Source organism: Marinobacterium litorale DSM 23545 (assembly GCF_000428985.1).
Lineage (GTDB): Bacteria > Pseudomonadota > Gammaproteobacteria > Pseudomonadales > Balneatricaceae > Marinobacterium_D > Marinobacterium_D litorale.
In genome coordinates this window covers 45144-58991 of the sequence record NZ_KE386828.1, presented here as the reverse complement: position 1 = coordinate 58991, position 13848 = coordinate 45144, and the positions used below count along the sequence as shown (strand labels likewise).

The window sequence follows — 13848 nt, the reverse complement described above, 5'->3', positions numbered from 1 at the left end:
GCTAGACACCCTTATTGCTCATCAAGCGGCGGCACATCAAGCCCCCGCCGTGCGTAGAACTGCTCCACAAAGGCGCTCAATTTACCCTGTTCAAGAGCGCCACGCAAACCGGCCATCAGCGTCTGGTAATAGTGCAAGTTGTGGATTGTGTTGAGCTGCGCACCAAGCATTTCCCCGCACTTGTCCAGATGGTGAAGGTAAGCGCGGCTGAAGTTCTGACAGGTATAACAGCTGCAGGTTTCATCCACCGGTGATGTATCGGTTTTATTCACCGCGTTACGGATTTTAACGATACCGGTGTCGGTGAACAGAAAACCGTTGCGGGCGTTACGGGTAGGCATGACGCAGTCGAACATATCCACGCCCCGGCGTACCCCTTCGACCAGATCTTCCGGCTTTCCGACGCCCATCAGATAACGCGGCTTATCCTGCGGCATTTTCGGCGCGATATGCTTGAGCACGCGCATCATATCGTCTTTCGGCTCACCCACGGAGAGCCCGCCAATGGCGTAGCCGTCAAACCCGATCTCGGTCAACCCGGCCAGGGACTCATCCCGCAGGGATTCATACATCCCCCCCTGCACAATGCCAAACAGCGCCGATGGGCTGGTCGCATGAGCCTCTTTCGAGCGTTTAGCCCAGCGCAGCGAGAGACGCATAGAGTCCGCTGCTTCCTTCTCCGTTGCCGGATAAGGCGTGCACTCATCAAAGATCATGACGATGTCCGAACCCAGCTTGCGCTGAACGTCCATCGATACTTCCGGGCTCAGAAACACCTTGCTGCCATCGACCGGTGACTGGAAGGACACACCCTCCTCGGTGATTTTGCGCATTTTGCCCAGGCTGAACACCTGAAAGCCCCCCGAATCCGTGAGAATCGGGCCCTTCCACTGCATGAAATCGTGCAGGTCGCCGTGTTGGCCGATAATCTCGGTGCCCGGACGCAGCATCAGATGAAAGGTATTACCCAGGATAATCTGTGCCCCGGTCGCCTCGATATCCCGAGGCAACATCCCCTTGACCGTGCCGTAGGTTCCTACCGGCATAAACGCGGGAGTTTCCACGGTTCCGCGGGGAAAGGTCAAACGCCCCCGGCGAGCCGAGCCTTCGGTTCCCAGAAGCTCAAAGCTCATAAAACACTGACGGTTATCTGTGTCGCTCATTCTGTCTCCGATAGACGCTGACGGGTCAGGAACATGGCATCGCCATAGCTGAAGAAACGGTAGCGCTCGGCAACCGCTTCGGCATAGGCGTTCATCATGTGGTCATAGCCGGAAAAAGCGCTGACCAGCATCAGCAGCGTGGACTCCGGCAGGTGGAAATTGGTAATCAGCGCATCAACGCTGACAAAGCGGTAACCCGGATAAATAAAGATATCGGTATCACCGTAGATCGGCGCAATCTCGCCACTGCGGCTGGCACTCTCCAGACAGCGCACGCTGGTGGTCCCCACCGCGACTACACGATTACCCCGCGCCCGCGCCTGCTTGACCGCATCGCACACCCCGGGCGACACCTCGATATACTCGGCATGCATGTGGTGCTCTTCGATACGTTCCACCTTGACCGGCTGAAAGGTACCTGCGCCAACATGCAGCGTCACGAAAGCGGTCTCGACCCCTTTCTCGGCCAGTTTGTCCAGCAGCGGCTGATCGAAGTGTAATCCTGCCGTGGGCGCAGCTACAGCGCCCGGTTTGCGGTTATAGACGGTCTGATAACGTTCCCGGTCGGACAGCTGGTCATCCCGTTTCATGTAAGGCGGTAGCGGCATATGGCCATGCTGCTCCAGCGCTTCGATAAGATGGGTATCCAAATCAAAGCGCAGTTCAAACAGGTTTTCGCGCCGTCCGGTCACCTCCACGGACAGACCACCCTCGAGCACCAACCGGGCACCGGGTTTGGGCGAGCGGCTGGAACGAATATGAGCCAACGCTTCATGCTCACCGGTCACACGTTCAATCAGCACCTCAACCTTGCCGCCGCTCTCTTTCTGGCCAAACAACCGTGCCGGTATGACACGGGTATCGTTGAACACCAGCAGATCACCGGGCTCCAACAGCTCCAGGATGTCGCTAAAGTGACGATGAGCCAGCGCACCGCTGTCACCGTCTACGCACAGCAAACGGCTGGCACTGCGTGACTCCAGCGGGTACCGGGCAATCAGCTCTTCCGGCAGCTCGAAATAAAAATCTTTTACCTGCATCGGGCGGAGAAATGTTCACTGAAAAGGGGCGCGAAGTTTACCAGATAAACAGCTTTTTAGCAGTCCCGATTGACCCGGCGAAAGTTCCGCTTATAATGTGCGCCTGCCTCGTCGCGATAAGCTCTAAAACGCGCGGCGCCACATTGCCGGTGTGGTGAAATTGGTATACACGACGGATTCAAAATCCGTTGCCTTAACGGGCGTGTCGGTTCGAGTCCGACCACCGGCACCATTGACTACTCTTCACGTCTATTCAACCGACTTAACGCTCATGACTCGCCGGTCATGCTCAGCAGTTCATCGACCAGGATACAGAGTCGTTCCACATCGCTGTGGTCGAGTGCATGCTCCAGATGGGCCGAATAGGTTTTGCCCGCCGCTTGATTGCCGCCGGCTTGGATACCTGCCTGCAGTAATTTCAGCCCTTTCAGGGTAAGCCGTGCCGCGGGAAACTCGGGGCCACCAAAAAAGTACTGATCCGGGTCGTATATGATCAGTGACTCCGCCACCAAGAAGCTGATGGCGTGTTTGGGCATTTCGTAGGTGTAATGAAACTGCAGGTCGTCTTCGATCCGGTCATCCACCAGGTCCGCACCGATTGCACCCGCGTCCAGGTCAGTGGGTACCGGGAAACTGCGGTAGAGTTGGATCAGCGCACATGCCGTCACCCGGTGGAAAAACGCGATATTGTCCGGCGTCGTGTCGGCCATCAGTGTGCTCCCAGGCGCTCAATCAGTGCCTCAATCGTCATGGGGCGCGCAAAGTGATACCCCTGGCCCAGCTGGCATCCGCTGGCCAGCAAGCAGGCCTCTTGGGCCTCGGTTTCGATGCCCTCTGCAACCACATTGATGCCCAGCTCCCGGCACATCAGCACCGTGGTTCTGACGATGGCCAGATCATCCTTATTGTCCGGTAGCTCATCAACAAAGCTGCGATCGATCTTGAGCTCGTAGATCGGCAACTGCTTGAGCTTGAGCAGGGAGGAAAAGCCGGTACCAAAGTCATCGATAGAGAAGCGTATGCCACGGTCACATAACCGCTGCATCATCTCGACACAGGCTTCCACATTTTCCATCGCAGCGGTTTCGGTAACCTCCAGCACCAGCCAGGGAAAATAGGCGGCATGAGGCTCCAGCATCTCCTCCAGACGATCACAGCCGAGTTTGCTGCCCAGCAACCGCTCCGAGATGTTCAGCGATAAACTGCCAACGCCCCGCTCACCGAGAAGTTTTCGTGAAGCCAGCTCCGCCACGGCATGATTGATAACCCGTTCAGTGATAGCAAAGATAGCGCCTGACTTTTCCGCGACCGGGATAAACTCGGCGGGAGACACCACTCCCCGCTCGGGGTGGTTCCAGCGCACCAGCGCCTCTACACCGGTAATCTCCGAGGACTCCAGCGCATATTGGGGCTGAAAAAGAACACTGAACTGTTCAGGCTCGCGACTGGCCGCGACCACCTCCCGGGCCAGCTCCACCATTTTCAGATGACGCTGATGCAGCTCCTGATGGTAGAAGCGCATCCCCCCTTTCTCCAGCTTGGCTTCCTGCAAGGCGGCATCGGCAAACTTGAGCAGCTCATCGCCGCTACCGGTATCCAGCGGGCATGTTGCGATTCCGATACTGACCGTCAGGCTGTGCTTCTCGCTACCCGGCACATGTAGTTCTTGCGAGATTACACTGGAGAGGTCGCCTGCCAGGTTTTCCACTGCTCGCAGGCTATCCACGGCGACAAGCAGCACAAACTTGTCCGCGCCAAAGTGATAAAGCCGGGCTTTGCCGGGCAACTGACTATCGATAAGCGCGGCACAATCCTTGAGCAGCAGGTCTCCGCCGTAATATCCGGCCGAGTCATTGACGGACTGAAAATCATCAAGATCCAGCAACATCATCGACAGCTTTTCGTTTCCCCATCGATATTCGTGCAGGCGTGTTTCGAGAAATTCATCCAGCGCCTGCCGGTTAGGCAGACCTGTCAGATGGCTGTGGTATGAGAGGCGGGTAATCTGCTCGATGGAGGCACGAATCAGCAGGTAGAGGAGCCAGGCGGTCAGCGCCACATAGCCCCACCCTTTTATCGTTTGCACACGCGACAGGAGGGCGGCATCTTCCACCCAGCTGTCTACGATACGGTCGGAAAAGAGTATCCACAGCGCACCAAGCACCAGGTAAAACAGCGCGATACGAAGGGCCGAAAACGTGGATTTCTTCAGAAACATCAAGGGGCTCGCATTGTCGATTCCCGCCTTTGTATCACTATAGTTCCCCGGACTCCAGTCAGCGCCCGGCACTGAACTGAACCAGCAGACTCTGCACCCCGGCTGCTTGCTGCTGGACCTGCTCCGCTTCCTGGGCGGACTGACGGGCCCCGGCCGCGGTTTGCGTGACCTGCAACTGCTGTTCAGTGGCCGCTGCCACGCCCGTATTCAAGCCAGTGATGTGGTCGATCTCCGCTATGATCTCATCCAGCGCATCGGCCGTTTGCTGGCTCAACTCCGCGCTTTTGTTGAGCAGATCCTGAACCATCGAACTATCGTCGACCGCCTGCGCTGCACGCCCTCGCAATCCAGTGAGCAGATGCTGTATCTCACCGGTGGACTCCTGGGTACGCTGCGCCAGCCCCCTGACCTCATCCGCGACGACCGCAAAACCGCGCCCGGAATCGCCGGCGCGGGCGGCTTCAATAGCAGCATTAAGCGCGAGCAGATTGGTCTGTTCAGCAATCTCTTCGATCACTTTGAGAATTGATCCGGCCCGGGTACTCTCCTCGGCCAGACTGTCGATCACCTGCGCCGTACGCTTGAACTGCAGCTCCAACTGACCCACCGCCTGACGCTCTGCGCGCATCAACGCCTGGCCACGTTCGCTGCCGGCCTGCGCCCGCTGACTGCTGGCGGCGGCCTCGTCCGCGCGGGCGGCAATCTCATCCACTGCGGAACGCAACTGGGAAACGGCGCCGGCCGCCAGGGCACTTTCCTGTTGCTGTTCGCTCACGGCCGTCAGGGCGGCTCGCGCGTTTTCCTTCTGATGGAGTGCGCGTTGATTCAGCGCCTCTCCCATGGTTCGAATACGGCTGACGAGACCATCGATCTTATCGATGAAACCATTGAAGCCATCGGCCAGCTCCGCCAGCTCATCCCGCCCCGATACAGTCATTCGAACACTGAGGTCACCATCACCGGAGGCGATCTCCTGCATGCGGTCACGCAGACGTTGTATCGGTTGAATCAAGCCTCGGTAGCCCAACACAATCGCTGCCAGTGTCAGTAGCGTACCTAAAGCAAGCGCACCTCCAACGGCCCAGTGTTGATGATCAACCAGATCCAGCACTTGAGTCCGCTGCTGACTGACGTCGCGACCGAGCTGCTGACGGAACGTCTCTACATCAGCCAATAACGCCTCCATCGAACCGATAAATGCCTGATGACTCTGTTCAAACAGCGCATGGCGCTTCATCAGCTCGGTGACGGCGGGGCCGAACGCGTCTCTAAATCCGCTCAACGCCTCGGCGTAGCTCTGCCCCTGGTAGCGTCCCATATTAATCTCACGCGCGGCGGCCGGTGCGGCTATCAATTCGCCGAGCGTTTCGTTGAGGATTTCGATCTGTTCCTGCAGCGACTCTGAAGCCACCTCCGCTGTACCCGCGAGTTTCTGCTGCATCAGGGCAACGGTTTCGTGGAGCGCGACGCGGGCATCATAACCGGCCAGGACAAAACGCCAGCTTGGCTCAATATCGTCATCCCAGCTCAGAGTCTCCTCCCGCAGAAAGGCGTCCTCAAGATTGGCGATCTCGAAATTACCGTAGCGCCCCAACCGCACCATTAAAGCCTGGGCGGCTAACTCCGTGTCTCTTACCGCTTCAAGCTTTGCCAGCCATACCCGGTATTGTCTGAGCACCGAATCAGCATCCTGCTGCGCACGTAAAAACGGTTCACTCAAGGATTCAGCATCCCGGTTATAGGCCCCGGACACCAGCTGACCGAGGCTTTCAGCGGCCCGTTCAAACGCTGCCAGCGCCTCGCCCTCAGGCGGTAGTCGGCTTCCAGGCTGAACCATCTGCTCGATATCCGCCAGCCCCCGCTGGAGCTCCAGGCTGAATACAGCGGCGCTATCCGAGGCGCGCCAGGTCTGACCGACGATGCGTTCCAGACGCTGGTCGATTTGACTGATCCCCACCAGCGAAAATGCACCGGTAACCAGCAAAACTGCCAGCGTCAAAAGAAAACTGAGTCCGAGCTTTAGCCCAAGCGTTGGTCTTAACATCTGTTTTGCGCCACCTATGCGTACGATCCAAAGCCTCTGGTTAGCCAACCAGCAGCCGTAACAAGGTCAGAGCAAGGCAAGAACCAAGCCAGTGGCACAACTCTTTGAAATTATTGAAATACCTTTGAATGCAAAGCTATTTTTTGGCGGCCCGCCACCCACCTAACGGGCAAGTTTCGGCGGTTTTTCACACAGACGCTTAGCGACGGTGACTACTGCTGCTCTATCACAGTTGATACTATCGGCTATCTCACATCACAGACCGATTGATGCCCATGCAGATAGAACGTTTCGCCCCGTTACCGGCTTATCTCTTAGAACGCCTGCTCCCGTTTGACTCACCCCATAACGGGCAGAGCTGGGAGCTGCTGTATCGCAGTCTGTCAGCACTGCAGCAGGCCCACCCCGAGGAGCGCTTTACAAGTGCCCCGAGGCTGCACGTGGATATCCGGGGCCAGAGCTGCGGGTTGATCTTTATCGCGGCGGACAGTGGCGAGCTGTTTTACGTCCATGACTGACAGCCATGTAGCAACACACATGTTCTGCGCCGGACCGGTTCAGAAGCGGATGTCGAAACCGTCGGCGTCCTGCCAGGCGGGAAATTTGGTTCGAAACGCTTCGAGGGCCTGTCGACTGATCGATTCCGTTGCGGTAAACGGGTCTCCCGGAGGGCGATCGATAATGGACTCCCCCTTGAAATCGATAATCTGACTGTCACCGGCATAATCCAGCCCCTTGCCATCCTGACCGACCCGGTTCACCGCCGCCACGTAACACTGATTTTCAATCGCCCGGGCGGCCAGCAGCGTCCGCCAGGCGTTTCTGCGCGGCGCAGGCCAATTCGCGACGCAAAGCAGCAGGTCATAATCCTCCCGCCGCCGACACCACACCGGAAAACGCAGGTCGTAACAGACCAGAGGCCGGATTTTCCACCCGTTGTACTCGAACCCACCCACATCCGCACCCGGCGCATAGTGGTGATGCTCATCGCCCATCCGGAACAGATGCCGCTTATCGTAGTACCCGGAGTGACCATCCGGGCTTACCCAGTAAAACCGGTTGTAATAGCAAGCCCCGTCCTGCACCGCGACTGATCCGCAGAGCAAAGCGCCACTGTGTCGACTCTGTTGCCGCATCCAGTCCAGCGTTTCGCCACCCGCCGGCTCGGCAATATGCTCAGGCGCCATGGTAAAGCCGGTGGTAAACATCTCCGGCAAAACAATCAGATCACTGCCCCCGGTCAACTGTGCTATCTCTCCTGCCAGATGTTCACGGTTGATCTCGGGCGACTCCCACGCCAGTTCTGTTTGAATCAGGCTGATGCGTAACGCATCCATCTTTATCCTCCTCTGTGCTGACCCGGCTCAACTCTACGCCTTTTGGCGCAGTACCTCAGCGCCAGGCCTCTGATATACTCGGTGCACCGGCCTGGGCCGGACACCAACAAACGCCCCCTGGAGCTCAGCTTAGTCCTGAAAAGGCTCAGGGTGCAGGATAGACGTGCGTCTCGATGTTCGACTGGATCTGGCAAAATAATGGCTTCATTATCGAAGCGGCCCTGATGGCAGCACTGATCCTCTATATCGGACTGAAAATCAAGTAACCGCGATCTTCAAGCTGAGTAGTGATGAAGCATACTTTCCCACATCTTACGCTATTGGCCCTGATCAGCCCCTGGGCACTGGCCGCACAAAATGAGCTGCTCAACGAGTCGGACTTTTTTGTCGATATTCCGGAAGTCACCTCGGCTACCCGGCTTCCACAAAAGTTGTCGGATGCACCCGCATCGATGACGGTGATCGACCGGCAGATGATAGACGCCGCCGGCCTGCAAACGTTGCCGGATATCATGCGCCTGGTACCCGGCTTTCAAAGTTACATGGTCGGAGCCAACCGGACCTCCACCAGCTACCACGGTGCCAGTGATGACTGGCCTAATCGAATCGAAGTCATGGTGGATGGTCGTTCTGTCTACCTGCCACTGCTCTCCACCGTGGACTGGAACACACTGGCTATCGGACTCGAAGACGTGGAGCGGATCGAGGTCGTACGCGGCTCCAATGTGCCCACCCAGGGCTCCAACGCTTTTTTCGGGTCAATCAATATCATCACACGCGAACCCGCCGCAGAACATGGCACCCGGGTAACCGCAACGCTGGGGGCAAACGACACCCGTAATGGCCACGTTGCCTATGCCGATGTAGCCGGTAGCCTGAGCTATCGCATCGGTATCAACCACCGTGAAAATGACGGTAACCGGCACTGGAACAATCTGTTTGCGGATGATCCCGAATACTGGAATGACTCACTCAGCAGCAGCGCGCTGAATCTGCGTGCGACCTACACACCGAACCTGATCGACACCTGGACGTTCGCCGCGGGCTATGAGAGCGGTGACAGCGTTATCGGCCAGCTGGATAAAACCGATCAGCCCTACGGCGAGCGCAGCCACAGTGGTCACTATCAGAGCGTAGACTTCTCCCGCCTGCTGTCGGATACGGGCACGCTTCGGGTCAAGGCCTACCACAACTATCTGGATCTGAATTCACCCCTGGCCACACTCAAGCTGGGTCACCTGCTGCTGGACGGGCTGGGCCTCACCGATGAACTGGTTGCACAAACCATTGATCTGAGCCGTTATCGCCCGCTGGGTGAGCATGGCAGCATGCATACCTACGATACTGAGATTCAGGCCAGCGACCGTGGTGCTTATGTCGACTGGGTCGCCGGTGTCGGTTATCGTCACGAGACTGCAAGCAGCGACAACCTGCTTCAGCAGGGTGAAGCTGAAGAGGACCGCCTGCGGCTGTTTACCAACCTGAATATAAAGCCGGCACCACGCTGGTCCGTGAACTCGGGCGTCATGTTCGAACACTCATCCAATAATATTGACGCCTTTTCATACCGGCAAACGCTGGGTTACCAACCAAGGCCCGGTACCAGCCTGCGACTCGGTTACTCCGCCAGCGAACGCCTGCCCTCGTTGCTGGAGCAGAAAGCCTATACCAACGTTTACCTGCCGGCGATACCGGGTCTAACCAACGAAACCACACTGATCGATGTGATCGACCGACCCAACCCGGATCTGGATGTAGAGACAATTCGCACCTTGGAGCTGGGGCTCTATCAATCCTTTGATCACCATCAGGGCCATGTCGACGTTCGAATTTTCCGAGAAGAGGTGGATGATGGCATCATTGCCTATCGCCGTGCGCTGGTCGGCTCAGACCTGGGCGATTACGCGTTGACGATCCCCGGTATCGACACCTATGTACAGAGCAACCGCAATCTGGCGAACTGGACCAATACCGGCGCTGAACTTCAGATTCAGCACCGCCCCACGCCCGGTGTGTGGTACGCCCTCAGCTACAGCTATATCAACACCGTCAACGCACACTGGGATCGTGGAATCAGTAAAAGCGCCTTTACCGCAAATCCCAGCATGACACCGGAACACACGCTGTCGCTGTTGACGAGCTGGAGCCCAAGCAGCGATATTAAGCTCAGTGCGGCGCACTACTATATGGATGAGGTGGACTGGGATGAAGGCGGCGAGCGTGATGCGTACAACCGAACCGACCTGAAAGCCGCGATGAACTGGCAACTGGATAGCCGTCATCAACTGGAAACCGCCATTATCGTGCAGAATGCTTTTGACCGTCTGTACAGCGAGTTCTACCGCCTTAACGAATTTGACCGACGCACCTTCCTGCAACTGAGACTGCTGCGGGATTGATCGGGCCGGAACGGTTCCCGGTGAGCCCGTTCCAGTGGACAAACAACGTTAAAATCAAGGGATGCCGACAGGGATGGCTGGTGTACTAAGGACGCTCCGCCAAATGCTGCTTTTGCTGTTGTTACCTATAGCAGGCGCGGATGCAAGCGAGCCACCGCTGATACTGCTCAGTGACACCGGCACCAGTTACGCCGCGGTCAGGGACGCGATTGAAACTCACTATCCAGGCCCGGTAAAAACGGCGGCTCTGCCCTCGACCGGCGCCAAGGAGGCAACGCTGATCATGGCCGTTGGCACCCGGGCCTGCGAACGGGCACTCTTCCTGGCAACGGATAAGCAGCGACTCATCTGCGTATACCTGCCCGCCGCCACTTTTTATGAGCTTACCGACGCCGAGAAAGGGCAACGCTTACTGGCCGAAAAGCGGTTGTCTGCCCTGTTTCTGGATCAACCTTTTGACCGCCAGATACGCCTGGGAAAGCTGATCAGACCGCAAGCTCGGAGTGTGGGCAGTGCGGTCGGAGAAGCTGGCAGCAGACAGTATGACGCTTTTGCCAATGCAGCGGCAGACGCCGGTTTGACGCTGCGGGTGGCTCGACTCGGCGCCAACGATAATCCGGTAGAGGCACTCACACCGGTTATTGAACAAAGCGATTTTTTTGTACCCATACCCGATCGCTCCGTCTTTAACCGCGCGGCCGCCAAATGGATTCTTTACATCACCTTGCGCAGCCAGGTACCACTCATCGGCTTTTCTGCCAGCTACGCAGATGCAGGCGCTGTTGCCTCACTGTATTCCACCCCCGACCAGATCGCTCGCCAGTGCGCCCGAATGTTGACGCTGGCCGAGACCACGGCAGAGCTGCCTCCTCCGCAATATCCGGAGCAGTTCTCGATATCGGTCAACCGAACCGCCGCCCGCAACCTGCGGTTGCAGCTGCCATCGACAGAGATCCTCTCGGCTCAGCTGCAAGCTCAAGAGCCGGAACGATGATCAATCCCTGGCCCATGAGCATCCGATTTCGGGTTATGGCGCTTTCATTGCTGCCCATGACCTTGCTCGCCCTGATACTCGGCAGCTATTTCACCTATACCCGCCTGGCTGAAACCCGCACCAACCTGCTCGACCGGGGCAGCGCCATGACTCGGCTGATCGCCTCTGCCGCCGAATTCGGCGTCTTAAGCGGAAATACCGAACTGCTGCGCAGTCTCAGCAGCGGTCCGATTCGAGATGATGAGGTCGCCGACGTTCTGTTTTACGACAAGGATTTCCGCCTGCTCTACCGTAGCAGCCGATTTGAGATTCAGATTCAGCGCGATCAGCAGGCTCCGCGGCTTGAAAAAGGGACTTGGCGCTTTGTTCAGCCCATTGAGCCGGCCCGGATTCCGTTTCAGGACAATCCTGAGCTCTTACCCATAAGCCGCCAGCCAGAAACCCTGGGCTGGGTCGCGGTCGTTATTTCCGCTCAACCGACAATCCAACGCGAACGCGATATCCTGATGCGCGGAGTGGGGCTGACGCTGATCTGCCTGATGATCACGTTATTCCTTGCCAACCGCTTTGGCCGACGCATCACCCATCCTATTCTGGGCTTAACACGTCTTATCGAGCGCCTGCAGCGCGGTGAACTGGATGCCCGCGCCGACGTCAGCCATACCGGAGAGCTACGCACCCTCGCCAGCGGTATCAACCGACTGGCGGCCCGCGTTCAGGAATCCAACCAACAGTTCGAGTATCGGGTAGAAAGCTCCACCCGCCGCCTGACGCAAACTCTGCGCCACCTGGAGCGACGCAATCGAGAGCTTCAGCTGGAGCGCCAGCGTGCCGATGAAGCCAACCATGCCAAGGATGAATTTCTTGCCCGCATGAGTCATGAGCTACGCACCCCACTGACCTCCGTGATCGGTTTTACCGAACTGCTGACTCACACACGGATCGACAAACAGCAACGCCAGTATCTGCAGATCATTACACGCACCTCCGCGCTGCTACTGACAATCATTGACGATATTCTGGACTACTCCCGTCTTGAATCGGAGGCGATCGAGATCGAGGCCATTCCGTTCGATCTCGAGCAGAGCCTGTTCGATGTGATAGAGGCTCAATCGCCGGCCGCAGGACGCAAGCAACTGGAGCTGATCGCCGATCTGCCAACCCACATGCCTCTGCGGGTTCTGGGTGACCCCACGCGCCTGTGCCAGGTCCTCAACAACCTGGTGGGCAATGCCATCAAATTCACCGAACATGGTGAAGTCGCGTTGATCGTCGAAGTGCTTCGGGCCCCGGAGCTTGAACCTCGCCTGCTGATTCGCGTGCGCGACACCGGCATCGGCATTCCTGCGGAGCGGGTCGGTCAGTTGTTCAGCGCATTTACCCAGGGCGATGTGTCGATCAGCCGACGCTTTGGCGGTTCAGGACTGGGGCTGGTCATCGCTCACCGTCTGACCGAGCTGATGGGGGGCAGTATCACCCTGGACAGCGTCGAGAAGAGCGGAACCGAGGTCCGGGTCGAGTTGCCTCTGAAGCTTCCGGCCGAATCGCCAAAACCGGTGTGTGTGGAAACCTCCTGGCGGCATGAGATCGTGCTGTATGAACCCTGCACCAGTAGCCGGACCGCGCTACTTCGTTTACTGCGACCACTGGCGGCTGACATCCGCCTGATCCGACGCCTGGAGGAGATCTGCACGCTGGCTCCCACCAAACGCCCACGCATGCTGATCGCCGCCGTTAGCCCCCAGGACTGCTCGCCACGCTCGGTTCAGGCGCTGTGTGACCGCGTGCGGGCACAAAGCAACGCGCCCCTGGTCCTCATGGTTCCCGGGCGCACGCCCATGCGTCTTCAAGGTGACGACCTGAACCTGGTGGCCAAGCCGCCTCGACCGGGTGAGCTTTATGACCTGCTGGGGCTGCCATTCGCCACCAACGCCAGCAAACCCCAACCGGTCAGCACCAACCAGCTGCCCTATCCACTGGAGATACTGATTGCCGAGGACAACGATTTCAACCGCCTTCTGATCCGCCGACTGCTGGAAGATCTGGGCGCCCGCGTTGACGAAGCGCGCAGCGGCCAGGAGGTCCTCAATCATCTGATCGACAAACGCCCTGACCTGATCTTGATGGATGTCCATATGCCGGAGATGGACGGCATCCAGGCCACACACCGGGTTCGTGAGCAGGACAAGGAACTCCCCATCATCGCGCTGACAGCCAATGTGGTACCCCATGAACATCGTGCACTGGTGGCAGCCGGCATCAATGATCTATTGCTGAAACCGGTCAATACCAACGAATTGATGCGTACTCTGCTTCATCTGTGTGAACGCAAACTGGGCCACTCGCTGGAGGCGCCGAAACCCGCCGCCGGCGCTCAACCCAGCCTTAAACAACTGACGAGCCCCGAGCTTCTTCATGATGAGGTACAGCGTCTTGCCGAAGGCGTACTCAAAGCCGTCTGGCAAAAGGACCTGAAACAGATCCGCAGCCTGGCTCACCAGCTGTTGGGGATGGCCGGGCTGTACGATATGCCAGTGCTGGAAAGCTGCACAGCTGAACTGCATGAGGCGGCACGCAAGGGCGATATGCGTACACTCTGGAACGCTTGCTCGCGCCTCCAGCGTCTGGCTCAACAGGAGCATCTTGAGTAACG

General features: G+C 57.9%; 10 protein-coding genes and 1 tRNA gene. 5 read left to right on the top strand and 6 right to left on the bottom strand.

Features of this window, described 5'->3' with window-relative positions; all coding sequences use genetic code 11:
• Positions 1–11: 11 nt before the first annotated feature.
• Together tgt and queA are read right to left on the bottom strand one after the other, a co-directional pair.
• On the bottom strand, positions 12–1133 hold the full coding sequence (gene tgt / locus G403_RS0120705) for a tRNA guanosine(34) transglycosylase Tgt (protein ID WP_027855661.1): 1122 nt from the start codon (positions 1131–1133) through the stop codon (positions 12–14).
• Between the two features lie 26 nt (positions 1134–1159).
• Positions 1160–2203: a tRNA preQ1(34) S-adenosylmethionine ribosyltransferase-isomerase QueA gene (gene queA, locus G403_RS0120700; RefSeq protein ID WP_027855660.1), complete on the bottom strand. Its 1044-nt coding sequence runs from the start codon at positions 2201–2203 to the stop codon at positions 1160–1162.
• A 145-nt stretch (positions 2204–2348) separates the two neighbouring features.
• On the opposite strand from queA, the gene G403_RS0120695 reads away from it, so the two are divergent.
• A tRNA-Leu gene (locus G403_RS0120695) sits at positions 2349–2435 on the top strand.
• Between the two features lie 37 nt (positions 2436–2472).
• Here G403_RS0120695 and G403_RS0120690 read toward each other — a convergent pair.
• Genes G403_RS0120690 through G403_RS24750 form a run of 3 tightly spaced genes read right to left on the bottom strand, consistent with a single transcriptional unit; the run spans position 2473 to position 6465 of the window.
• On the bottom strand, positions 2473–2913 hold the full coding sequence (locus G403_RS0120690) for a hypothetical protein (RefSeq protein WP_027855659.1): 441 nt from the start codon (positions 2911–2913) through the stop codon (positions 2473–2475).
• Positions 2913–4421, bottom strand: coding sequence for a putative bifunctional diguanylate cyclase/phosphodiesterase (locus G403_RS0120685; protein ID WP_027855658.1), 1509 nt, complete (start codon positions 4419–4421; stop codon positions 2913–2915). Before G403_RS0120685 ends, G403_RS0120690 begins: the two co-directional genes overlap by 1 nt.
• Positions 4422–4479: 58 nt before the next feature.
• Entirely contained in the window at positions 4480–6465 is a 1986-nt protein-coding gene (locus G403_RS24750; RefSeq protein ID WP_084404140.1) for a methyl-accepting chemotaxis protein, read from the bottom strand.
• Between the two features lie 275 nt (positions 6466–6740).
• Between G403_RS24750 and G403_RS0120675 the strand changes: the two genes are divergently transcribed.
• Positions 6741–6983 carry a hypothetical protein gene (locus tag G403_RS0120675; RefSeq protein ID WP_156899758.1) on the top strand — a complete coding sequence of 81 codons (243 nt, stop codon included), beginning with the start codon at positions 6741–6743 and terminating at the stop codon, positions 6981–6983.
• A gap of 39 nt (positions 6984–7022) precedes the next feature.
• On the opposite strand, the gene G403_RS0120670 is transcribed toward G403_RS0120675, so the two are convergent.
• On the bottom strand, positions 7023–7802 hold the full coding sequence (locus G403_RS0120670) for an amidohydrolase (RefSeq protein WP_027855656.1): 780 nt from the start codon (positions 7800–7802) through the stop codon (positions 7023–7025).
• 290 nt (positions 7803–8092) lie between these two features.
• Between G403_RS0120670 and G403_RS0120660 the strand changes: the two genes are divergently transcribed.
• From G403_RS0120660 to G403_RS0120650, 3 genes are all read left to right on the top strand, one after another.
• On the top strand, positions 8093–10201 hold the full coding sequence (locus G403_RS0120660; protein ID WP_027855655.1) for a TonB-dependent receptor plug domain-containing protein: 2109 nt from the start codon (positions 8093–8095) through the stop codon (positions 10199–10201).
• Positions 10202–10304: 103 nt separating this feature from the next.
• Positions 10305–11195 (top strand): type 1 periplasmic-binding domain-containing protein, encoded by an 891-nt coding sequence (locus tag G403_RS25505; RefSeq protein ID WP_051299368.1) that lies wholly within the window; start codon positions 10305–10307, stop codon positions 11193–11195.
• The gene (locus G403_RS0120650) at positions 11192–13846 is read left to right on the top strand and encodes an ATP-binding protein (RefSeq protein ID WP_027855654.1); all 2655 of its coding nucleotides are present in this window, start codon (positions 11192–11194) and stop codon (positions 13844–13846) included. Before G403_RS25505 ends, G403_RS0120650 begins: the two co-directional genes overlap by 4 nt.
• Positions 13847–13848 lie beyond the last annotated feature (2 nt).